20 protein-coding genes and 1 tRNA gene are annotated in these 21790 nt (G+C 56.7%); 7 read left to right on the forward strand and 14 right to left on the reverse strand.

The features are described from left to right. The 4 genes from prs to lolB form a co-directional block, all read right to left on the reverse strand. On the reverse strand, positions 1 to 488 hold a 488-nt coding region (prs, locus tag AC14IB_RS09495), incomplete at its 3' end, for a ribose-phosphate diphosphokinase (protein ID WP_484231648.1). A 30-nt stretch (positions 489 to 518) separates the two neighbouring features. After that, positions 519 to 593 (reverse strand) — tRNA-Gln (locus AC14IB_RS09500). Then, on the reverse strand, positions 592 to 1470 hold the full coding sequence (gene ispE / locus AC14IB_RS09505) for a 4-(cytidine 5'-diphospho)-2-C-methyl-D-erythritol kinase (RefSeq protein ID WP_484231649.1): 879 nt from the start codon (positions 1468 to 1470) through the stop codon (positions 592 to 594). The genes AC14IB_RS09500 and ispE overlap by 2 nt, the downstream gene beginning before the upstream one ends. Further along, positions 1467 to 2090, reverse strand: coding sequence for a lipoprotein insertase outer membrane protein LolB (gene lolB / locus AC14IB_RS09510; protein WP_484231650.1), 624 nt, complete (start codon positions 2088 to 2090; stop codon positions 1467 to 1469). Before lolB ends, ispE begins: the two co-directional genes overlap by 4 nt. 186 nt (positions 2091 to 2276) lie before the next feature. Here lolB and hemA point away from each other — a divergent pair, with 186 nt between their 5' ends. From hemA to AC14IB_RS09545, 7 genes are all read left to right on the forward strand, one after another. Next, positions 2277 to 3554: a glutamyl-tRNA reductase gene (hemA, locus tag AC14IB_RS09515; protein WP_484231704.1), complete on the forward strand. Its 1278-nt coding sequence runs from the start codon at positions 2277 to 2279 to the stop codon at positions 3552 to 3554. Then, the gene (gene prfA / locus AC14IB_RS09520; protein ID WP_484231651.1) at positions 3551 to 4633 is read left to right on the forward strand and encodes a peptide chain release factor 1; all 1083 of its coding nucleotides are present in this window, start codon (positions 3551 to 3553) and stop codon (positions 4631 to 4633) included. Before hemA ends, prfA begins: the two co-directional genes overlap by 4 nt. Continuing rightward, positions 4623 to 5528: a peptide chain release factor N(5)-glutamine methyltransferase gene (gene prmC, locus AC14IB_RS09525; RefSeq protein WP_484231652.1), complete on the forward strand. Its 906-nt coding sequence runs from the start codon at positions 4623 to 4625 to the stop codon at positions 5526 to 5528. Before prfA ends, prmC begins: the two co-directional genes overlap by 11 nt. Continuing rightward, on the forward strand, positions 5515 to 6276 hold the full coding sequence (locus tag AC14IB_RS09530) for a HesA/MoeB/ThiF family protein (RefSeq protein ID WP_484231653.1): 762 nt from the start codon (positions 5515 to 5517) through the stop codon (positions 6274 to 6276). The genes prmC and AC14IB_RS09530 overlap by 14 nt, the downstream gene beginning before the upstream one ends. 2 nt (positions 6277 to 6278) lie before the next feature. Further along, positions 6279 to 7586: an ABC1 kinase family protein gene (locus tag AC14IB_RS09535; RefSeq protein WP_484231654.1), complete on the forward strand. Its 1308-nt coding sequence runs from the start codon at positions 6279 to 6281 to the stop codon at positions 7584 to 7586. Positions 7587 to 7698: 112 nt separating this feature from the next. Next, the gene (locus tag AC14IB_RS09540; RefSeq protein ID WP_484231655.1) at positions 7699 to 8727 is read left to right on the forward strand and encodes a hypothetical protein; all 1029 of its coding nucleotides are present in this window, start codon (positions 7699 to 7701) and stop codon (positions 8725 to 8727) included. Continuing rightward, positions 8724 to 9716: a hypothetical protein gene (locus tag AC14IB_RS09545; RefSeq protein WP_484231656.1), complete on the forward strand. Its 993-nt coding sequence runs from the start codon at positions 8724 to 8726 to the stop codon at positions 9714 to 9716. The genes AC14IB_RS09540 and AC14IB_RS09545 overlap by 4 nt, the downstream gene beginning before the upstream one ends. Here AC14IB_RS09545 and AC14IB_RS09550 read toward each other — a convergent pair. The 10 genes from AC14IB_RS09550 to accB all read right to left on the reverse strand — a co-directional run bounded on the left by AC14IB_RS09550 (position 9706) and on the right by accB (position 21773). Continuing rightward, the gene (locus tag AC14IB_RS09550; RefSeq protein ID WP_484231657.1) at positions 9706 to 11328 is read right to left on the reverse strand and encodes a response regulator; all 1623 of its coding nucleotides are present in this window, start codon (positions 11326 to 11328) and stop codon (positions 9706 to 9708) included. The two genes, AC14IB_RS09545 and AC14IB_RS09550, sit on opposite strands and share 11 nt — an antisense overlap. Positions 11329 to 11379: 51 nt before the next feature. Then, positions 11380 to 13644 (reverse strand): NADP-dependent malic enzyme, encoded by a 2265-nt coding sequence (locus tag AC14IB_RS09555; RefSeq protein ID WP_484231658.1) that lies wholly within the window; start codon positions 13642 to 13644, stop codon positions 11380 to 11382. Between the two features lie 125 nt (positions 13645 to 13769). Then, on the reverse strand, positions 13770 to 15056 hold the full coding sequence (purD, locus tag AC14IB_RS09560; protein ID WP_484231659.1) for a phosphoribosylamine--glycine ligase: 1287 nt from the start codon (positions 15054 to 15056) through the stop codon (positions 13770 to 13772). Positions 15057 to 15403: 347 nt separating this feature from the next. Beyond that, on the reverse strand, positions 15404 to 17002 hold the full coding sequence (gene purH / locus AC14IB_RS09565) for a bifunctional phosphoribosylaminoimidazolecarboxamide formyltransferase/IMP cyclohydrolase (RefSeq protein ID WP_484231660.1): 1599 nt from the start codon (positions 17000 to 17002) through the stop codon (positions 15404 to 15406). A 10-nt stretch (positions 17003 to 17012) separates the two neighbouring features. Next, positions 17013 to 17294: a DNA-binding transcriptional regulator Fis gene (gene fis, locus AC14IB_RS09570; protein WP_454557331.1), complete on the reverse strand. Its 282-nt coding sequence runs from the start codon at positions 17292 to 17294 to the stop codon at positions 17013 to 17015. Positions 17295 to 17320: 26 nt separating this feature from the next. Further along, a complete protein-coding gene (gene dusB, locus AC14IB_RS09575; protein WP_484231661.1) occupies positions 17321 to 18331 on the reverse strand; it encodes a tRNA dihydrouridine synthase DusB in 1011 nt (336 codons plus the stop codon). After that, positions 18328 to 18906, reverse strand: coding sequence for a DUF3426 domain-containing protein (locus AC14IB_RS09580; RefSeq protein ID WP_484231662.1), 579 nt, complete (start codon positions 18904 to 18906; stop codon positions 18328 to 18330). Before AC14IB_RS09580 ends, dusB begins: the two co-directional genes overlap by 4 nt. 24 nt (positions 18907 to 18930) lie before the next feature. Then, positions 18931 to 19830, reverse strand: coding sequence for a 50S ribosomal protein L11 methyltransferase (gene prmA, locus AC14IB_RS09585; RefSeq protein ID WP_484231663.1), 900 nt, complete (start codon positions 19828 to 19830; stop codon positions 18931 to 18933). Between the two features lie 104 nt (positions 19831 to 19934). Beyond that, on the reverse strand, positions 19935 to 21275 hold the full coding sequence (gene accC / locus AC14IB_RS09590) for an acetyl-CoA carboxylase biotin carboxylase subunit (protein WP_484231664.1): 1341 nt from the start codon (positions 21273 to 21275) through the stop codon (positions 19935 to 19937). A gap of 15 nt (positions 21276 to 21290) precedes the next feature. After that, a complete protein-coding gene (gene accB, locus AC14IB_RS09595; protein ID WP_484231665.1) occupies positions 21291 to 21773 on the reverse strand; it encodes an acetyl-CoA carboxylase biotin carboxyl carrier protein in 483 nt (160 codons plus the stop codon). Between the last annotated feature and the right edge of the window lie 17 nt (positions 21774 to 21790).

Below are 21790 nucleotides of genomic sequence, written 5' to 3' on the forward strand. Positions count from 1 at the left end.
GGGTCTTTGATTTTCATATCCAAGAAATAGCGGTTGAAAACCCGATTGGAATATAAATGGTCTAAAGGAATGTCGAAAAACCCCTGTATCTGGGAAGCGTGTAAGTCTAAAGTTAGAACCCGGTTGGTGCCGGCTGTGGAGATGAGGTTGGCGACTAATTTGGCGGTGATGGGAACCCGGGGCTGTTCTTTTCTATCCTGACGGGCATAGCCGAAATAGGGGATGACCGCGGTGATGTGACCGGCGCTGGCGCGGCGCAGGGCGTCGGCCATCACGATCAGTTCCATCAGGTTGTCATTGGTCGGCGCGCAGGTCGATTGCAGGATGAAGACATCCTTGCCGCGAACGTTGTCGTTGATCTCGACGGCAATTTCGCCATCCGAGAAGGTGCCGACATGCGCTGCGCCGAGAGGCACGTGCAGGTGGCTGGCGACCTTGCGGGCCAGCTCGGGATTGGCGTTACCAGTGAATACGACAAGATTGGGCATGATGACGAATCGTCTCGGCCGGACAGAAAATGGCAGGGGCGGCTGGATTCGAACCAACGCATGGCGGGATCAAAACCCGCTGCCTTACCGCTTGGCGACGCCCCTATATACGGTGTGGTCGGAACAGTGTGTCCAATGCGCGATGCGCAGGGGAGACATTCTGTCCGCGACTGATGAAACCTTGGACTGGACTTGCGGCCAGGATTTTAGCGGCGTGATCGGCATCAGGACAAGCTAAAAATACACAAGCCCCTGTTCCCGTCATGCGCGCTGCTCCGTGCTGCGCCAGCCATTGCAAGGCTGCATCTACGGCGGGAGATAATTGCCGAACGACTTTTTCGAAGTCATTTCTGGCGGCTCCCGCTGAGAAGGCGCGCAGTGTAATGGGGTCGGAATTACGTGTCAATTCTGGATGTGAAAAAGCTGCTGCTGTGGCGATATGTGCATCCGGTGTGAGCACAACATACCAGGGCTCTTCAATCACAACGGATTCCAGTTGCTCGCCGACGCCTTCCGCCCAGGCTGCGTGACCATGAATGAACACGGGGACATCAGCACCAAGTGTCAGGCCTATGCGGGCAAGCTCAGGCAGGCTGAGGTGGGTCTGCCATAGGGCGTTTAAGCCCAGCAGAGTAGTCGCCGCATCGGAAGAGCCTCCTCCCAAGCCGCCGCCCATGGGCAAGCGCTTATCCAAATGCAGGCTGGCGCCCTGCGTGCAGCCAGTAGCGGCCTGAAGCGCGCGAGCGGCACGAACGATCAGATTGTCTTCGTGGGTTACGCCTGGCAAATTGCCTTGAAAGTAAATATCACTGTCGGCACGCCGCATGAAGTGCAGGGTGTCGCCGTGCTCGAGGAATTGAAACAAGGTTTGCAAGGTGTGATAGCCATCGGGTCGTCGCCCCGTGATATGCAAAAACAGATTCAGCTTCGCGGGCGCGGGCAGGCTAAACGCATTCAGCCAGGTCATGTTTTCACGGGTCATGGCGTGAGACCTGGGGTCTGGGTGGTAGCAGGGGTACTTGGCGTCCATTCATTAAGGGACAGCACCAAGCGCGTCCCCTCTTGCGAAACAATCATGCGCTCAGGAATACGATAGCCCTGAATCAGCTGTTCGCTGGTGATACGAACTTGCCAGCCATTCTCGATGAACTCACGCACGCCTTCGTTGCTGGGGAGTGTTTGCACCGGGGTTTTACTGTCTTTGGGCCAGCCCATAAACCACGCATTAAAGTGGGATAGCGGCACGCGAATGCTGGTCAATGCTTGCAGTAAACCTTCCCCGTCGGCGCTTTCATGGCGTCCCAGCCAGGCATTCTCCACGGTCACCATGCCGTTGCGTCCCACGAGCGTGGTGAAGCCCTGATTCAGTGGCCCCGCCGCGTCTGCTGAGAAGTCGCCGTCTTGGCGCTGCCAACGATAAGTGGCTGAAATACTCTGGCCCAAAAAGCGTAGGCCCACCTTGCCTTTGGCTTCCCAGTGAGTAAGCGCACGTGCGTCAGTTGTGGCAGTTGATGGCCCGGGTGGGGCGGTGGTGATCGTTGAGTTGCTGGCGCAGGCGTTTAGCAGTATTGCGGCGCTGATGGCGATAAAAGTACGCAACATGAAAGAGTCCTGTGGAGCTTTAAGGGAGGCAGTCTAGCAAATGCGCCGTGAAGATTTGTTTTTGTTGATCTGATCCCTCACAATTCGTGCGTTTTCAAACGGCTGCCTTATGCAGCGACTGTTTTTCCGCACGTTTCCGTCAACTTGGCTGTGCTGGGTTGCGGCTATCACGACACAGGGTCGGGCATGGGGCTGCTGGCGTTCGGCATTAATCACAAATCGGCTTCCGTAGCCTTGCGCGAGCGCGTGTCTTTTGCGCCCGAGGTTTTGCCGAGTGCGTTAATGGCCGCCTGCCAAGCGACAGGTTTGCGCGAATTGGCGCTGATATCGACCTGTAATCGTACTGAGTTTTATGCTGCCTCCGAGGCGCCTGAGGCGACTGCCGTGGCGTTATTAGACTGGCTGGCGAAGCATCAGCAATTGCCCAACCCTGAGTTGAGTGCGGTGGCCTATCACTTTACGGCTGAAAAAGCCGTTCAGCATGCCATGCGAGTTGCCGCGGGCCTCGACTCCATGATCTTGGGTGAACCGCAAATTTTGGGGCAAATGAAACAGGCGCACCGAGACGCCATGGCCGCAGGCACCTTAGGTCCTGAGCTTGAGCGTCTGTTTCAGAAAACGTTTGCCGCTGCTAAGCAGGTTCGGACCGAGACGGCGATTGGTGTGAGTCCGGTTTCAATCGGCTTTGCGGCCGTCAATTTGGCCAAACAGGTTTTTGAGTCCCTGCAAGACACACGCGTTCTGCTGGTTGGTGCCGGTGAAATGAACACGCTGGTGGCGCGGCATTTACGCGAGCAAGGTGTGACTGAGCTGTTGCTGGTCAATCGCACCTTGGCGAATGCCGAAGCGCTGGCGCAGAGCGTGCAAGGTCAGGCTCTGCCGTGGTCGTCGTTGGATGCGGCGTTGGCCAGTGCAGATATGGTGGTGTCGTGCACGGCCAGCACTCAAGCGGTGATTACCCGCGAACTCGTTGTGCAAGCCCTTAAGCGTCGTCGCCACAGACCGTTGTTACTGATTGATATTGCCGTGCCGCGTGATGTCGCGCCGGAAGTTGCTGAACTTGAGGATGTCTATCTGTATACCGTGGATGATTTACAAGGCGTGGTGGATGCCGGTTGGCGTGAGCGCCAACGTGCGGCGGAAGTGGCTGAGGTGCTGATCAGCGAACACGTGAAGGCGTTTGCCGTGCAGCAACGTATTCTTCAGGATGGTGCACACTGGATTCGCCGCCTTCGTCAGCAGGCCGCATCGGTCGCTGATATCGAGCGCGAGAAAGCCCTTGATGCCTTGCGTAAAGGGGGCGATGCCGAAGTCGTTTTAGCAAGGCTTCAGCATAATTTAATGAATAAATGGCTGCATGCCCCCACCGTGGCACTGCGCCAATTAGCCAGTGAAGATAATGCCCAGCAGCTGCCTGTAGCGCTGCGGGTAATGGGACTCAATCAGGAAGATAGCGGCGCATGAAAGACTCTATTCTTGCGCGTCTCGACCAGCTCGCGGAGCGTTTCGAGGAGCTGAACGCGTTACTCGGCGATGCCGGGGTGATCAATGACCAGCCCCAGTTTCGCAAATTGTCGAAAGAGCATGCCGAAATTGAGCCTGTGGTACAGGTGCTGTTGGCCTATCGCCGCACGCAGGCCGATCAAACCGCATCACGTGAATTGCTGTCTGATCCTGATTTTCGTGAGTTAGCTGAGCAGGACATTCGTGACGCTGATCAGCGTCTCGTAGCGTTGGAGGCTGAACTCCAGCGCCTCATGCTGCCAAAAGACCCTAACGACACCTGCAATATTTACTTGGAAGTGCGTGCTGGCACGGGCGGAGACGAAGCCGCTATTTTTGCCGGCGATCTGTTTCGCATGTATAGCCGTTATGCCGAACGCATGGGCTGGCGTGTGGAAGTGGTGTCGAGCAATGTCGGCGAACACGGTGGCTTTAAAGAGGTTATTTCGCGGGTAGAAGGTGAGGGCGTGTATGCTGCGCTCAAATTTGAGTCTGGCGCGCATCGTGTGCAGCGTGTACCCGCCACGGAGTCGCAAGGACGTATTCACACCTCGGCCTGTACGGTGGCGATCTTGCCCGAGTCTGAAGAGATTGCTGCGATTGAGATCAATCCAGCCGATTTGCGCATAGACACCTATCGATCCAGTGGCGCCGGTGGCCAGCACGTCAACAAGACGGACTCTGCTGTTCGTATTACGCATTTGCCCACGGGTGTGGTGGTGGAGTGCCAAGACGAGCGCTCTCAACATAAAAACAAAGCTCGAGCGCTATCGGTACTGGGTGCGCGCTTGCTTGCGCAGCAACAGCAAGCGCAGCAGTTGGCGTCGGCCACGATGCGCCGAAATTTGGTCGGCTCCGGCGATCGCTCCGAGCGCATTCGAACCTATAACTTTGCCCAAGGTCGCGTCACCGATCACCGCATTAATCTCACGCTCTATCGCCTTGATGAAGTCTTGGGCGGCGATTTGAATGAGCTGCTGCAGGCGCTTGCTACCGAGCATCAGGCTGACTTGCTGGCGGCCTTAGCCGATGAGCAGTAAGCGCTGTACGCTGGCACAGTGGCTGCAGCAGGCGGAAGCCAGCTTTCGTGAGCACGCGCAGTGGCGAATTCCCGGCGTAGAGGACCAGTCGCCTCGCCGCGAGGCACAGTGGTTGCTGGCCGCCGCGTTATCGCAGACGCAGGCTTGGCTGATGACATGGCCAGAGCGTGAGCTCACCGAGGAGCAACTCATTCGTGCTGAGGATTGGCTTGCGCGGCGACTGCAAGGTGAGCCTTTGGCTCTGCTGCGTGGCGAACATGAGTTTTGGTCACTGCCCTTAACGGTCACGGCCGACACCCTGATTCCCCGCGCCGATACCGAACGCTTAGTCGAAGTCGCGCTGGATTGTTTGGCGCAGTCCGAGGTGAGCTCACCTGATATCTTGGATTTGGGCACTGGCAGCGGCGCGATTGCGTTAGCCTTGGCACATAGCCTGCCACAGGCGCATCTCGTTGCTGTTGATCGCTCTGCGCCAGCACTGGCGGTGGCCGAGGCAAATGGCCGCGATCTGGGCTTATCGGTGCAGTGGATACTTAGCGATTGGTTCAGTGCATTGGGTTCAAAGCGGTTTCATTTAATTGTCAGTAACCCACCGTATTTAGCTGAGGATGACCTGCACTTACCCCATCTACAGCATGAGCCGCGATCGGCGCTGGTGGCAGAATCGAACGGGATGGCGGACTTATGGCGGCTAGTCACACTGGCCCCCGCGCATTTAGAGGATCACGGTTGGCTCCTGCTCGAACACGGCGCAACGCAAGCGGAGGCCGTGCGCGATGCGCTGCAGCAACGTGGCTTTGAGAAGGTGCAAAGCTGGCAGGACTTAGCCGGTCAGGACCGGGTCAGTGGAGGCCAATGGTGCGTATCCGCGGAGAAGACATTTGCTGACCGATGATCAACTGCTGCGATATCACCGGCAAATCCTGCTGCCGACGTGGGATATTGCCGCGCAAAGCCAAATTGCCTCGGCCTCGGTTCTGGTGGTTGGCTTGGGTGGTTTGGGTTGCCCCTTGGCGCAACAACTTACGCTCGCAGGTATTGGCCGCTTGCTGCTGGCGGATTTTGACCGCGTAGAGTTAAGCAATCTGCAACGCCAAATGTTGCATCACGATGCCGATATCGGCCGCTTTAAGGTCGAGTCTGCCCGCGACAGTTTGTTAGCGCTTCGTGCCGATGTGGTCATTGATATCCTGCCTGAGCGTATGGATGAAGCGCGTTTGATGCAGGCTTTAGCCAGTGTCGATGCGGTCGCCGATTGCTGCGATAATTTCGCCACCCGTGATTTGATTAATCGCTGTGCTTGGGCGCTGAAAAAGCCGGTGATTTCGGCAGCGGCTATTGCCTGGCAGGGTCAGTTGAGTGTCTTTGATGCGACGCAAGCTGAGTCGGCCTGTTACCGTTGCCTCTATCCTGAGAGTGACGACGCCGTGCTGACGTGCAATGACAATGGGGTAATGACCACCACAGTTGCCGTGATGGGCAGTTGGCAGGCGCAAGAAGTGTTGAAAGTGTTAACGAAAACAGGAGAGTCGCTGTGCGGGCAGCTCCTGTTATGGGATGGCAGAGTCAATGAGGTGAGGCGTGTGCGAACGCCCCGCGATCCGGCATGTCCGGTATGCAGCAGCAGTCAGGGAGATCGATAGAAATGAATCATTACGCAAACTGGGGCAATGCGCTGAAGGGCTTGTTTCGCATTAGCCAGACCACCACGGTTCTCGCCGCCACAGGGCTGGCGTGGGCTGCGGGCGAACGACCGCCACTGCCGCGCCTGTTACGTCTGACCTTCGAGCGCTTAGGGGCAACCTATGTGAAGCTGGGACAGTTCGTGGCGAGCTCGCCGTCCATTTTTCCGGCCGAATATGTCACGGAATTTCAGCACTGCCTGGATAAAACAGAGCCGCTTCCGTTCAGCATCTTGAAGCAAGTGCTGGAGCGCGAGTTGAAGCGTCCTTTAAGCGAGATTTACAGTGAGATTGATGAGATTCCACTGGCCTCAGCCTCGGTTGCTCAGGTGCATGCTGCGAAGTTGCTCAATGGCGACTCCGTCGTTATCAAAATTCAAAAACCCGGTGTTGAGAATGTATTGCTCACCGACTTGAACTTTCTGTATGTGGCTGCGCTATTACTCGAACGCGTATTGCCTAAACTGAAGTTTGCTTCCCTGTCGGGCATCGTCAGCGAAATTCAGGCCTGCATGATGGAAGAGGTGGATTTCTACAAAGAGGCCCGCAACGTAGAGCAATTCCGTGAGTTTTTGAAAACCTCGGGCAATACCCAAGCCACAGCACCCAGAATCTATCCGGAAGCCTCGAGTCTGCGCGTATTAACCATGGAGCGTTTCTACGGCGTGCCGCTCACGGACTTAGAGACGATTCGCAAATACACCAAGGATCCCGCAGGGACGCTGGTCGCGGCGTTGAATACCTGGTTTTCCAGCCTCATGTTGTGCGAAAGCTTTCACGCCGATTTGCACGCTGGCAACCTCATGGTACTGACTGATGGGCGTTTAGGTTTTATTGATTTCGGCATTGTGGGGCGTATTGCACCAGAAACCTGGTCTGCCACTATGAGCTTTATTGAGTCGCTGAGCAGTGGCGACTTCAAAACCATGGCGGAAAGCATGGCGGTCATCGGTATGACCAAGCGCAAAGTCGATCAAGAGAAGCTCTCGCGAGACTTGGAGGCGATTTATGGGGCAGCGACTCAGGTTGATCCTGAGCAAGTCATGAATGCCCTGAATAATGACAACGAGATTAATAAGTTAATGCTCGAGGTCGTGGCAGTAGGCGAGCGTCATGGCATCCGATTCCCGCGCGCTTTTGCCTTGTTATTGAAGCAAATGCTCTATTTCGATCGCTACATTCGTATTTTGGCGCCCGACATGAACCTGTTCGATGATGACCGGATTGAGTTCATGGCACTTGGCGATGGCAAGCCCGCTTTGCTGCATTAATGGCCCGCGTTAAGGCGGGGTATTAACTCTGTAGCAATTCGTCTCACACCCCTCGACGCGGTGCGTGCAAAGTGACAGCCTGAAGCTTCGCAAGGTGATCCAGGAGGACATCATGCAAGGCTTCATGAGGCGATTGTTGCTTTTTGGCATGGTAGCCACCCTACCCACGGGCGTACATGCCCAATCTTGCCTGAGTTACGACAGTGCGGGCGATTTCATGGGGTGGGCAGACTATCCACACTGCCTAGTCGATCAGCACACCCAGTCCACCGTGCGTTGGCTTGATGATTGGTTCAGCCAGCCTCCCTCAGGCTCCGCCAGTGAGCTGACCACAGAAACAGCATTAGCGCAGGCGCGTCTTCGTTTGATTAATGAATGGGTGCTCGATGACCGAGGTGAGCTGACACCCGCACTGCGCTTACGGGCGAACTTGGCATTGCCGCAACTGGCCCGGCGTTTGTCGCTTATTTTTGAAGATGAGAACGGTCAAGCGCGTCGAGTCGCAGGCGTGCCGGCGGTGAATGAAGCGGCGTTCGCTTTACGCTGGGCTGTGCTCAATCTCAAACGGTTGAATATAGATACGGATGTGGGCTTGCACAGCACCACGGACCTCTTTGTGCGTGCCCGCTTGCAGCAATCCATTGCCTTAGCCGAACACGATGAATTGAAGCTTTTTCACAGTGCCCGCTACGGCATTCAAGAGGGCTGGCGAGGGCTACAAAACATCGAGTGGTCGCATGCGTTTAACCACTACCAGGTAGGCGTTGTTTATCACCAACTGGATTATGAGCAAGAGCGTGCGGATGGTGGTATGCGCTGGAGTCGTGGCGTATTGCTGGCAGAAGAGCGTTCGAAAACCACCACGGTATCCAATGGCTTTAGTCAGGAAGGGCGAACAAAACCGAGTTGGAAAACACAGAGTGACTCACTCTGGTGGCGCTGGCGGCAGCAAGTGGCTAGAGAGTGGTTCTTTGTGGAGATAGAACCCCGCTTGACGCAGAGCCATCTGGGCAACGAGGATACGCAGCCGTCGTTGACGCTGCGTTTTGAAGTGCTGTGGGGCGGCTCGGCAACTGCCCCCCAGCTGTATCGTCCAACGTCACACCTGGAGCCTGAGATTGGGATGTCGCTAACACCATGAAGAGTGCGTTTCGTCAGCAACTCCCCGGCATCACCGGAGGGTTTGATCAATACCTCGAATTTGGCGTAGACACGCGCACACATCATGCATTTTGGTTAAGCCGCCAACTGTTATCGCGCCCTTGGCAGACGACGATTCAGCGTCGAGTCACCCTAGGCGTCAGCCAAGCCGGGGCTGGTGAGTCTTGGTTGTTACAAGATACAGATGCCTGTACAGGACACACGAGCCTGCCAACGTTCTGGCCCATTGAGCAATATAACAGCGCCTCAGGGAGTTTCCTCAGCAGCGAGGAAAGTCTGCTCCAAGGGCGTTTATTTACTAAAGGCGGTCATGCCACATGGCGATTGCGGGGAAGCAGCCCCGTCGATCCGCAATCGCTGCATTGGCCATCCGGCGGCATGCGTTGCCAGCCCACGCAATGGTTGGGCGAGATAGAGGCCGGCGGCGCGTCACTCTCTGGTTTATTTGTCGGTGCACGCGTTCAGTATTGGGGTCGCGTAGCGCCCATTGGCATGGCCTTACTTTCCGTGCCCAAGCTCGGCGGCGATGCACAAGTGCAGCTCACGGCGATAGGCCAGTTTGCCGGGCGTGCGGGCGCATTAAGTGAACGTTTGAATGGTGCGGTTGGCATCTTGCGGGTGGGCAATGAAACCTATCGTTTCGACCGCTGGTGGCCGGCAGGGACCGTTGCGCCATCTCGTTTGGATGCCTATCGCTGGATGGCTACGTTGGCCAACTCCTCGCATCGCTTGGAATTGGTGGCGGATGGCGGAAATCCACGGATCACCCCGTGGCAAGGGCTGGTTGACCACACACCAGAAGGGCTACGGCAGCTATTACGCATCACCCCGTATGCTGCTATTCATGCGCGTTTATTTGAGCGCGGCAGTCAGATCGCACAACAGGAGTGGCGAAGTGATGAGGCCTTGCTGATGACGCTGGCCGGCGATACTCCCCACTTGCCGGAAGGACCTAGCGCTACACCCTAGGTTCTGGTTTTGCACGCCATCTCTGCAGCAGATCGTGCAAGGTTCGCATATCGATTGGTTTTTGCAGGAAATCATTCATGCCCGCTTCGCGCGCTTGCGTCTCGTAAGCCGCAGAAACATGTGCAGTAATGGCCACAATGGGAATATGGGCGGTACTAGCAAAGCTGTGTTTGGTGGCTTCGGCACGCCAGAGTTGGGCGGTAGAGATTCCATCGAGGCCTGGTAGGTCGCAATCCATCAGGACTAAGTCGAAGTGTTGCTGTTTTAAGCAGGCTAGGGCTTGTTGCCCATCGCTCACCGAGTGGGGTTGGCAACCCAGCTTAACTAGCAGACCGGTCAGCACCTGTTGCACCCACGGATTGTCCTCAACGACCAGGACCTGCATGCCCGATAGCTTCGTCGTGGACGTGGAAGGCGTTGGTAAGGGTTTAGCGAGCAAGGGTTTGGGCTTCTCTGGTCGGCTGCGTATTGGCTTTACACGGGGTGCTGGCTGCTCCAGTGCATGAAGCAGTAGCGGTGCAGCTAGCAGATGCCAAATCATGATGACTTGATAGGGTTCTGCGAGAAAAGGGACCCAGCCTCGCAGTGCTGCATCGTTGTAGAGCTGACCGCAAAGGCCCGCAAACATGACCGCTAAATAGAGTTTTGCACCGTGTACGCTTTGCCGCATGGGCAACCAAAGCATGCTGATGATGGTCGCAATACTGAGTAGGCGGAGATAGTCCGCCCATTCAATGGCGAGCGTTACGCTCTGGCTGATGGTGTTCAGCATCCAAAGCAGGTTGAGGAAGATGGGGACGCTTAGGAAGCGCCGCATACCCGTGGGCAATAGATCGCGTTGTATCAGAAATTGCCGACAGAGCAGGAGGTGGGCAATGCTCAGCAAACTACCACTGATTTGAATCAGGCCATGCAGAGAGCCGGGAACATCTAGCCACCAATAGCCAAGCACGCCTCGGTCAGCGAGCGCGCGCAAGATCACGGTTAAAATTACCGACGCAAATATCCAGCGCGTAGGAATACTCAGACGGGCAGAGCGAAGGCCAACAATCCCCAGCACGAGGCCGCCCAGAAGACCGATGCCAACGCCATAGAGTCCGGCACTATTTTGCGCGTCGCGAAACAGGCTGTTTTCGATGTTAAGGCGAATGGGTGTTGCCAGCGGGTACGAAGAGCTAAGCCGCAAAAAGATCTCGGACTTACCCTCAGGGATCTCTAACTCAAAACTGTAGCCTAAGCCGTTGATATCGCCCCGTGGCATGAGCTCATTCGCGCCAGCGCGACGTGTTAGCCATTGGCCTGGCGCGATGGGGCTAATGACCTCAATCCGGCCCACATTGGCGCGGGTAATCTCTAGGATGCGTCGCTTCGCTAAGCCTCGGTTATCAATTTTAAGCCGCAATAAAACGGGGCGATCTACGTAGCCTTTAGCGAGAACGGATTGATCGAGTGCCTGCCAAGTAGGTGAGGCTATATCCAGCCACGGTGCCAGCTCCAAGCGCTCGTTGGAGCTGTCGATGAGCAAGGTGGGGGCGAGTTTTGCCTGTGCCAAACTACCTAATGTCAGCAGGCAGAAGCTTAGACAGAGCCGAAGAAGTAGGGATATTTTCATGACCCCCGAGCCTACACTAGCTGGGCGCGAGGGTCATGAAATACAGACGGGTTACTGACGACTGATCGCTTCAGCGACAGTGAGTGCGGTCATGTTGACGATACGGCGAACGGTCGCACTGGGCGTCAAAATGTGCACGGGCTTTGCGGCGCCCAGCAGGATGGGGCCGATGGTGACGCCATCGCCACAGGCTGTTTTCAGCAAGTTAAAGGCAATATTGGCGGCATCGACGTTGGGCATGATGAGCAGGTTCGCCGAGCCCTTCAGGCGCGAGTTCGGGAACAGGTTCAAACGAATGCTTTCGTCGAGCGCGGCATCACCGTGCATCTCGCCATCCACTTCCAGGTCCGGCGCCATGTCCTGAAGGAGTTGGAAGGTTTCACGCATTTTGCGAGCACTTGGCGTGTTTTCATTGCCGAAGTTGGAGTGCGACAACAGCGCCACTTTCGGGGTTAAACCAAAGTTACGCACGGCCTCGGTGGCCTTGAGCGTGATATCAGCCAACTCTTGCGCCGTGGGGTCCGGGTTGACGTAGGTGTCGGCAATAAACAGCGTACGGTCTTGCAGCATGATGACGTTCATGGCGGCATAGCCACGGCAGTTTTCTTGCAAGCCAATAATGCGATCGATATAGCGCAAGTGCAGATCATAATTAGCGAAGGTGCCGCAAATCATGCCGTCGACCTCACCAAACTTGGTCAGCAGAGCGCCGATTAAGGTGGTGCGACGACGCACTTCACGCTTGGCGAGCTCAATGCCCACGCCCTTGCGTTCCATGATCTGGTGATAGTGCTGCCAATAAGTGGCGAAGCGCGGATCATCGTCTTGGTTGACGATTTCAATATCGACACCGGGACGGATACGCAGGCCAAGCTTTTGGATTTGCGTCTCGATAACGGCGGGGCGACCAATCAGAACAGGGCGAGCCAAGCCTTCATCAACCACGATTTGAACGGCACGCAGCACGCGATCATCTTCGCCTTCACAGTAGGCGATTTTTTGTGGCTGCGCTTTTGCTTTCGCAAAAACAGGCTTCATCAGGAACGCCGAGTTATAGACGAACTCGGACAGACGCTGGCGATACGCATCAAAGTCTGCGATGGGGCGAGTCGCAATACCCGAATCCATTGCCGCTTTGGCGACGGCGGGTGCAATCGCCATGATTAAGCGTGGATCGAGCGGGCCAGGAATCAAATACTCTCGACCAAAGCGACGAACTTCGCCGCTGTAGGCCGCTGAGTCCGAAGACTCCACGTGCGCCATCTGAGCGATTGCGCGCACACAGGCGACTTTCATGGCTTCATTAACGGTGCTGGCACCCGAGTCCAGTGCGCCACGGAAAATGTACGGGAAGCAGAGCGCATTGTTGACTTGGTTCGGGTAGTCCGAACGGCCCGTTGCAATAATGGCGTCGGAGCGCACGGCCTTGACCAGTTCTGGCAGAATTTCGGGTGTTGGGTTAGCCAGCGCGAAGATAATCGGGTCAGCATTCATCTGCATGACCATGTCTTGGCTCACGATGCCGGCTGTCGACAGACCGATGAAAATATCTGCACCCACGAACAGGTCCGCTAAGGTGCGCGCATCTGTTTTTTGCGCAAAGCGCTGCTTGCTATCGTCTAGGCCGCTGCGATCGCTGTGAATAACGCCTTTTGAGTCGGTGACGTAGATGTTTTCACGCTTGGCACCGAGCGAAATCAGCAAGTCCAAGCAGGTAATTGCGGCAGCACCGGCGCCGGAGCAAATGATTTTTACATCGCCGATGTCTTTCTTGACCAGCAGCAGGGCGTTGAGAACGCCGGCACCGACAATGATGGATGTGCCGTGTTGGTCATCATGAAACACCGGAATTTTGCAGCGCTCGCGCAGCTTCTTTTCGATGTAGAAACATTCAGGCGCTTTAATGTCTTCTAGGTTGATGCCACCAAACGTGGGCTCAAGCGAAGCAATAATATCGACCAGCTTATCGGGGTCGCGCTCATTGATTTCGATGTCAAACACATCAATGCCCGCAAATTTTTTGAACAACACGCCTTTGCCTTCCATGACAGGTTTCGACGCCAAGGGGCCGATGTCACCGAGGCCCAATACGGCCGTACCGTTGGTAATCACGGCAACCAGATTGCCACGCGCGGTGTAGCGAGAAACAGTGGAAGGGTCACGCGCAATTTCTTCGCAAGGCGCGGCTACACCAGGTGAGTAAGCGAGAGCAAGGTCGCGCTGGTTCACCAGTTGTTTGCTGGGCGTTACGTTAATTTTGCCGGGCTGCGGGAACTCGTGATAGTCCAACGCCGCTTTGCGCAGTGCCTCATCCATTTATTTTCTCGCTCGAACGATTGCCAATGCTGTTAGGAAATTGCAAGCGCGAGAGTATAGCATCGGCTTGCAATGAACGGCCTGTACAAAGCGACGGGCGTGTGACCGTCGGGTTTTGCCGTGCTTTATTTGCTGAGTTCGCGAGCCACGGCGCGATAGCCAATGTCATTGCGGTGGTATTCGCCAGTCCATTGGATTTTGGCGACTTCCGCGTAGGCGGCGGTCTGAGCCTCCAAGACACTCACGCCGAGGCCAGTGGCGCACAGCACGCGCCCTCCGCTGGTGACGACTTGGTCATCTTGAAGAGCGGTGCCGGCATGAAAGACTTTGGCGTCTTGACCTTCTTGGCCCAAGCCATGAATGACATCGCCTTTGCGAATGTCGCCAGGATAGCCACCGGCTGCCATCACAACGCCTAGCGCAGCGCGTGGATCCCAGTCAGCCTCGGCTTGATCCAAGGTACCTGCAATGCCCGCTTCCACGAGGGCAACTAATGAGCTGCGCAGTCGCATCATCACCGGTTGTGTTTCGGGGTCGCCAAAACGGCAGTTAAATTCGATGACCTTAGGCGCACCGTTGTCATCAATCATCAAGCCAGCATAGAGAAAGCCCGTATACGGATGACCTTCGCTGATCATGCCATTCACCGTCGGCATAATGACTTCGCGCATGACACGAGCATGTACTTCAGGCGTCACCACGGGCGCGGGGGAATAAGCGCCCATGCCGCCCGTGTTCGGACCGGTATCGGCGTCGCCAATGCGCTTGTGGTCCTGGCTCGTGGCCATCGCCAGGGCATTCTTACCGTCGACCATGACAATAAAGGATGCTTCTTCGCCCTCAAGAAACTCCTCAACAACCACGCGAGCACCCGCCGAACCGAACTTGTTACTGGCGAGCATGTCGATGATGGCTTCTTCAGCCTCTGCCAATGTCATGGCGACGATGACACCTTTGCCTGCGGCTAAGCCATCGGCCTTGATGACGATGGGCGCACCCTTTTCGCGAACATAAGCAAGAGCTGCATCGGTGTCGGTAAAGACTTGGTAGAACGCGGTCGGGATGTCCTGGCGCGCGAGGAAATCTTTGGCAAAGGCTTTCGAGCCTTCGAGCTGGGCGGCATGCTGAGTCGGCCCCCAGATTTTCAGGCCAGCCGCACGAAAGGCATTGACCACGCCATTGACCAGGGGTGCTTCCGGACCAACCACAGTGAGTGCGATGTTTTCGGCCTGCGCGAAGGCAACCAGTGCGGCATTGTCCAGAATATCTAGCGCGACATTGCGGCATTTAGCTTCGGTGGCGGAGCCTGCATTACCGGGGGCTACGAAGACGGTTTCGACACGAGGATCCTGAGCCAGTTTCCATGCAAGGGCGTGTTCGCGGCCACCGGAGCCGAGGAGCAGAATTTTCATATCTAGCAGTCTCACATAGTCTTATTCGAGAGGGCGCGGATGCGGGTGGGCACTGCTGGGGACCGCCACAAGTACATCCCTGTAGGCTCTCGGCGGCCATCTATGGCCGCCGACGTCCCCCAGCAGTGCTCACCCACACCCGCACCCGTGGTCAATCCAGCGTCGTCGTCACTATTCCGCTACTGGAGCTAATGCACCAGCCTGAGCTTCAGCGCTGAGCGGTCAGGTGAGTTTATCTCTGGCGGGGACGTTGCGCGCCATGGATGGCGCGCAAGAGCCTACAAGGACGTACTCGCGGCGTTCCCGGCCAGAGATAAACTCACCTGACCGCGGAGGTCCTAAAAAGCTCAGTGCCTAAAATGGCGCATCCCAGTAAACACCATGGCAATGCCGGCTTCATCAGCCGCAGCAATCACCTCGGCATCACGCATCGAGCCACCCGGTTGAATAATGGCCGCAATGCCTGCTTTGGCGGCGTTATCAATGCCGTCGCGAAACGGGAAGAACGCATCCGATGCCATCACTGCACCTTGCACTTGCAGGCCGGCATGCTCGGCCTTGATGCCAGCGATGCGGGCGGAGTTGACGCGACTCATCTGGCCGGCGCCTACGCCCACGGTCTGGCGATTTTTCGCATACACAATGGCGTTCGACTTCACGTACTTCGCCACTTTCCAAGCAAAGATCAGATCATGGATCTCGGCTTCAGTGGGGGCGCGCTTGGTCACGATCTTCAAGTCCGTGTCCTTGATCATGCCAAGGTCTTGGTCTTGTACGAGCAGGCCGCCGGTGACGCGCTTAAAGTCCCATTGCGCGTTGCGTGAAGTAATGTCGGGTAATGCGCCGCAGGTCAATACACGAACATTCTGCTTAGTCGCTGTGATGGCCAATGCTTCAGCGGTGACGCTGGGAGCGATAATGACTTCAACAAATTGACGATCGACGATGGCCTGAGCGGTGTCGGCATCAAGTTCGCGGTTAAATGCGATGATGCCGCCGAATGCCGACTCCGGATCGGTGGCATAGGCCAAATCGTAAGCTTTACGGATGCCTCCTTCGGCATCGAGCACGACGGACACGCCGCAGGGGTTGGCATGTTTCACGATGACGCAAGCTGGCTTGGCAAAGCTCTTCACGCACTCCAGCGCGGCATCGGTATCGGCGATGTTGTTGTAAGACAACTCTTTGCCCTGAAGCTGCGTAGTAGTGGCAATCGAGGCTTCTTTCGGCGCGGCTTCTGTATAGAAGGCAGCGCGCTGATGTGGATTTTCGCCGTAACGCAGGTCCTGCGCTTTGAAAAACTGAGTATTGAAGGTGCGAGGAAAGGTATCGCGTGCCGTGAGATCGCCCTTGGTGGCGCCGACTAAGCCGCCGAGGTAATTGGCGATCATGCCGTCGTAGCCGGCGGTGTGTTCGAAGGCTTTTACCGCCAAGTCGAAACGCGTTTCATAAGACAGGCCACCGCTGGTCTTCACTTCTGCCAGCACGCGATCATAGTCACTGGCACTCACCACGATGCCGACGTGGGCGTGGTTTTTGGCCGCAGAACGGACCATGGTCGGACCGCCGATGTCGATATTCTCAATAGCGTCCGGCAGTGTGCAGTCAGCTTTGGCGACCGTCGCCGCGAACGGGTAGAGGTTAACCACCACCAGATCAATGCCACCGATGTTGTGCTCAGCCATGATCGCGTCATCTTGACCGCGACGACCGAGAATGCCGCCATGAATCTTCGGGTGCAGCGTTTTCACGCGACCATCCATCATTTCTGGAAAGCCGGTGTAGTCCGAGACTTCAGTCACGGCTACGCCTTCTTGTTGCAGCAGTTTGAAGGTGCCGCCGGTAGACAGCAGATGCACGCCGCTGGCAGCCAGCTCACGCGCAAATGCCACTATGCCAGTCTTGTCGGAGACGCTGATTAAAGCGCGCTGCACTCGTTGAGTCATGGTCACTTCCTCAGTTCATCAGGCCGTGTTGCTTAAGCTTTTTACGCAGCGTGCCGCGGTTAAGGCCAAGAATTTCGGAGGCGCGGGTTTGGTTGCCACGGGTGTACTCCAGTACCACTTCGAGCAGCGGTGTTTCTACTTCGGCAAGAACCATCTCGTAGACTTCGCTGGCGCGTTCGCCATCCAGATGCGCGAAATAGTTGCGCATGGCCAGCTCGACATGGTCGCGCAGGCTCTGGTTCGGGCGGGTGCTGGTGCTGGTCAGCGGCTTCTTCATGACGGACATGTCCATGGGGTGGTGCTCTCGTGTCAATGGCATCAAGCGGCGGCATCCGGCCACCGGCTATCTGCTCGGCGCAAAAAATACTCACTCACCAGCCGAATCTGCTGGTCAGCATTAATCAGGGTGTTGAACTGCCGGCTGAGCGCTTGGCCCTCCGGCAGATGGTCGGCATACCAGCCCAGGTGTTTGCGTGAGAAACGCACGCCGAGATCCGGGCCGTAGAACGCGTGCAAGCTGCCGAGGTGGCGCAAGACGATATCGCGCTGTTCCGCCAGATTAGGGGGCGGTAGCAGGTCGCTTGTTCGAAGGTAGTGTTGGATCTCGCGAAAGAGCCACGGACGTCCGTGAGCTCCCCGGCCGACCATAATACCATCGCAGCCAGTGTGCTCAAAGACTCGCCGCGCTTTTTCCGGTGAAGTAATGTCACCATTTGCGAGTACGGGAATGCCGACCGACTGCTTAATGGCAGCAATGGTGTCGTATTCAGCGTCGCCCATGTATTTGTCAGATCGCGTTCGGCCATGCACAGCCAACATGGCAATCCCTGCATCTTCCGCAATGCGAGCGATGGTCGGGCCATTACGGTTGTCGCGATTCCAGCCAGTACGAATTTTCAGCGTCACCGGCACATCCACGGCCGCGACCACGGCAGCGAGAATGCGCTCGACCAGAGGCTCATCCTGCATGAGTGCCGAACCGGCGAGCCGGTTACAGACTTTTTTCGCAGGACAGCCCATGTTGATGTCGATGATTTGCGCGCCACGCTCAACATTTTGGCGCGCAGCATCGGCCAGCATGTCGGGGTCGTAACCCACGATCTGTACCGTGATGGGGCCAGGTTCGCCGCTGTGATCCATGCGGAACTTGGATTTGTTGGTGTGCCACAGGCGTGACTCCGACGACACCATTTCCGACACCACATGCCCTGCGCCTAATTCACGGCAAAGTTGGCGAAACGGGCGATCAGTAACGCCGGCCATGGGGGCGAGTGCCAAGGGCGCATCTATTGCGTAGGGGCCGATGTGCAGTGGCTTTAGCCAGCTCATGGCAGCGGACTCAGCTCAACGGCGGCGTAAGCCGGCCAGGTGCCGTTTTCCCGCGCCAGCAATTGAATGGGCAGGCTGATACGAAGGGGTTGATCGCTACTGGCCAGAGAAGACAGTCCAGAAGATTTTGCCAGGTAGGCGCGTGGCGCTATGTCGAGGGCGGTGATGCGAACGCCATAATTGTCACGCAGACTCAGTCGCAACGTTGGCCACGGTTGCAGGATGTCCGCGCGATTGATCAGGCGGGCATCAAGTTGATAACGATGCGGATCTTGGTCGCTGACTCGCCAGCCTAAGTCAGTCACTTGCCAGGCGTCTTTTACCCGCGGACGTAGCAATTCATAGGGCGTACTGGCCAAAAGGGGATTCAGCGCGTTACGAACTACACCTTGTTGTAACCAAAAATCCTGGCTCAGCCAAAGCCCTTCGAGCACAAGTACGCAGGCAGCGAGAATTGCCAGGATCAGCCAACGTCGGCGCCGTTTCACCGGCTGCGCGCGGTCGAGCTGCACCGGCAAAGCCAGAGCGTTGAGTGCAAGCGTTGGCCGGTCAGTGGCGGGGCGGTGGTCTGTCATGTGTTCAGGCTCATCATTTTTCGCTCACGCAATGCGCTTGCGGCCAGACAATCGGCACCAGTCTTCATCCTTGATGCCCAGTCCATCCATGTCGCACCACTGGCCATAGATTTCGCGCAGCTCATCGACTTGCGAGGTGATGATGCCAGACAACGCGATATCGCCGCCGGGCTTGAGGAAGCGGGTCAGCGTCGGTGCCAGCATGCCCAGCGGGCCGGCGAGGATATTGGCGACCACCACATCGGCGCCTTCGCCATTGTTGAAATCGGCAGGCATATCTTCAGGCATGAACACGCGAACGCGATCTGCAACACCATTGCGCTCAGCGTTGTCACGGGTGGCGGTCAGCGCCTGTGGGTCAAGATCGACGCACCAGGCTTCACGCGCACCGAGCAGCAGGGCGGCGACCGCCAGAATGCCGGAACCGCAGCCGTAATCGACCACGACCTTGCCTTGCAGATCAAGGCCATCGAGCCATTCCATGCAGAGAGCGGTGGTTTGGTGGGTGCCGGTGCCGAAGGCTAAGCCCGGATCGAGCAGCAGGTTGATGGCGTCGGGTTGAGGCGGTGGTGTCCAGCTGGGGACAACCCAGAGGCGGTCGCCAAAACGCATGGGGTGGTAGTTGTCCATCCACGCGCGCTCCCAGTCCTTGTCTTCCAGAACCTCAATGCGATGGGGCGGCAGGGCGTGACCGAGCTGGCCTTCAAGAAAGTCGACAACAGCATCCATCTCCGAGTCCACCACGAACAGGCCGACCACGGTGGTGGCGTCCCAGAGCGGCTGTGCGCCGGGCGGTGGCTCGAGCAGTGGCTGGTCGCCGCTATCTTCCATGAGTACGGCGGCAGCACCAGCCGTCTCTAATAGGTCTTCAAAGCGGGGCGCGTCGGCCTTGCGGGTCTCGATCTTGATTTGCAGCCAGGACATGACGGCCTCCGAAAAAACTGGACGCGCAGTGTAGTCGTCTTGCTGGTGATTTTGTAGCCAGTCAGGGCGACAAAATCACCCTGCTGGCATCAAAATCGACTGGATTAGCTCAGGCCGAGCTTCTTTTCGAGGTGGTGGATGTCTACGCCGCCTTGTTGAAACGCCGGATCCTGCAAAATGACATCGCGATGCAGCGAGATATTGCTTTTGATGCCATCAATAACGATCTCATCGAGCGCGTTTTGTAGACGCTTGAGTGCGATGTCACGCGTCGGGCCGTGCGCAATCAGTTTGCCAATCAGCGAATCATAGTTAGGCGGAACGCTGTAGCCCGAGTAAAGATGTGAATCCATACGGATGCCGGGGCCGCCGGGCGCGTGGTAGTAGTTCACCTTGCCGGGGCAGGGCATAAACGTTTTCGGGTCTTCCGCGTTGATGCGACTTTCCACGGCATGACCTTGCAGCTTGATCTGGTCTTGCGTAACCGACAGACCAAGGCCGGCCGCCACACGCAGCTGCTCCTTGATGATGTCGATACCGGTAACCATTTCAGTCACTGGATGCTCGACCTGCACGCGCGTGTTCATTTCAATGAAATAAAAACGCTCGTTTTCATACAGAAACTCGAATGTACCCGCGCCGCGATACTTGATTTGTTCGCAGGCTCGAATGCAGGCGGCATAGACCTCTTCACGCAGCTTTTGCGGGATGTGCGGCGCCGGCGCTTCCTCAACCACTTTTTGGTGACGACGCTGTAATGAGCAGTCACGGTCGTAAAGGTGAATCGCTTTGCCTTCGCCATCGCCGATGACTTGAATCTCAACGTGACGCGGGTGTTGCAGGAATTTCTCCATATACACCGTGTCATCGCCAAAGGCCGCGCCAGCCTCGGCTTTAGTGACCATCAGCGAGTCGAGCACATCCGCTTCATGATGCACAACGCGCATGCCGCGACCACCGCCACCCGCAGCGGCTTTAATGATGACGGGCAGACCAATGTAATTCGCCATTTCAATGGCGTTTTCCGCCGTTACCGCGCCGTCTGAGCCGGGCACCGTGGGTACGCCAGCGGCTTTCATGGCAACGATCGCCGAGACCTTATTGCCCATCAGGCGAATGGACTCAGCGCGCGGGCCGATAAAGGCAAAGCCAGACTTCTCTATGGCTTCAGCGAAATCGGCGTTCTCGGCGAGAAAGCCGTAGCCAGGATGAATAGCCTGAGCGCCGGTGACTTCGGCGGCAGAAATAATGGCCGGGATATTCAAGTAAGACTGCTTGCTGGCTGCCGGACCGATGCACACGGTTTGATCGGCGAGACGGACATGCAGCAAGTCGCGGTCGGCTTTCGAATAAACCGCCACCGTTTTGATGCCGAGCTCTTTACAGGCACGCAAAATACGCAATGCAATCTCGCCACGGTTGGCGATGACCACCTTGTCCAACATAGGGGTGATCTCCGCTTAGACGATAGTGAAGAGCGGCTGATCGAACTCGACCGGCTGGCCGTCCTCGACCAAGATGCTTTCAATGACGCCGGACTTGTCGGCCTGAATTTGATTCATCATTTTCATGGCCTCAATGATGCAAACCGTGTCGCCGGCTTTAACGGTGCTGCCCACATCTGCAAAGCGGGCCGAGCCTGGCGCCGGTGAGCGATAGAACGTGCCAACCATGGGAGAGCGCTGCACAAAGCCCGTGGTGCTGGGTTCGCTGGCGGCTACGGCAGTGCCTTTGGTTGCGCTATCACTTTCGACGGGCGCTGGTGTAGCAGCAAAAGTCGCTGGCTGAGAAGCAGGTGCTGGATTAGGTAGGCTGTAGTGCAGGGCTTGTTGTGGACGGTTACGAGCAATTCGAACCGACTCTTCGCCCTCGGTAATTTCCAACTCATCAATGCCTGATTCTTCGACCAGTTCAATCAGCTTTTTGATCTTGCGAATATCCATGTATGGCTCCTCAATAA

The organism is Perlucidibaca sp. (assembly GCF_057084925.1).

Coding starts and splice junctions, on each gene's coding strand:
- ispE (WP_484231649.1), bottom strand. CDS start 1,470: ATGACCCGTGAAAACATGACCTGGCTGAATGCGTTTAGCCTGCCCGCG.
- lolB (WP_484231650.1), bottom strand. CDS start 2,090: ATGTTGCGTACTTTTATCGCCATCAGCGCCGCAATACTGCTAAACGCC.
- AC14IB_RS09555 (WP_484231658.1), bottom strand. CDS start 13,644: ATGGATGAGGCACTGCGCAAAGCGGCGTTGGACTATCACGAGTTCCCG.
- accB (WP_484231665.1), bottom strand. CDS start 21,773: ATGGATATTCGCAAGATCAAAAAGCTGATTGAACTGGTCGAAGAATCA.
- prmA (WP_484231663.1), bottom strand. CDS start 19,830: ATGTCCTGGCTGCAAATCAAGATCGAGACCCGCAAGGCCGACGCGCCC.
- purD (WP_484231659.1), bottom strand. CDS start 15,056: ATGAAAATTCTGCTCCTCGGCTCCGGTGGCCGCGAACACGCCCTTGCA.
- prmC (WP_484231652.1), top strand. CDS start 4,623: ATGAGCAGTAAGCGCTGTACGCTGGCACAGTGGCTGCAGCAGGCGGAA.
- AC14IB_RS09540 (WP_484231655.1), top strand. CDS start 7,699: ATGCAAGGCTTCATGAGGCGATTGTTGCTTTTTGGCATGGTAGCCACC.
- purH (WP_484231660.1), bottom strand. CDS start 17,002: ATGACTCAACGAGTGCAGCGCGCTTTAATCAGCGTCTCCGACAAGACT.
- accC (WP_484231664.1), bottom strand. CDS start 21,275: ATGTTGGACAAGGTGGTCATCGCCAACCGTGGCGAGATTGCATTGCGT.
- dusB (WP_484231661.1), bottom strand. CDS start 18,331: ATGAGCTGGCTAAAGCCACTGCACATCGGCCCCTACGCAATAGATGCG.
- fis (WP_454557331.1), bottom strand. CDS start 17,294: ATGGACATGTCCGTCATGAAGAAGCCGCTGACCAGCACCAGCACCCGC.
- AC14IB_RS09580 (WP_484231662.1), bottom strand. CDS start 18,906: ATGACAGACCACCGCCCCGCCACTGACCGGCCAACGCTTGCACTCAAC.
- AC14IB_RS09535 (WP_484231654.1), top strand. CDS start 6,279: ATGAATCATTACGCAAACTGGGGCAATGCGCTGAAGGGCTTGTTTCGC.
- AC14IB_RS09550 (WP_484231657.1), bottom strand. CDS start 11,328: ATGAAAATATCCCTACTTCTTCGGCTCTGTCTAAGCTTCTGCCTGCTG.
- AC14IB_RS09545 (WP_484231656.1), top strand. CDS start 8,724: ATGAAGAGTGCGTTTCGTCAGCAACTCCCCGGCATCACCGGAGGGTTT.
- hemA (WP_484231704.1), top strand. CDS start 2,277: ATGGGGCTGCTGGCGTTCGGCATTAATCACAAATCGGCTTCCGTAGCC.
- prfA (WP_484231651.1), top strand. CDS start 3,551: ATGAAAGACTCTATTCTTGCGCGTCTCGACCAGCTCGCGGAGCGTTTC.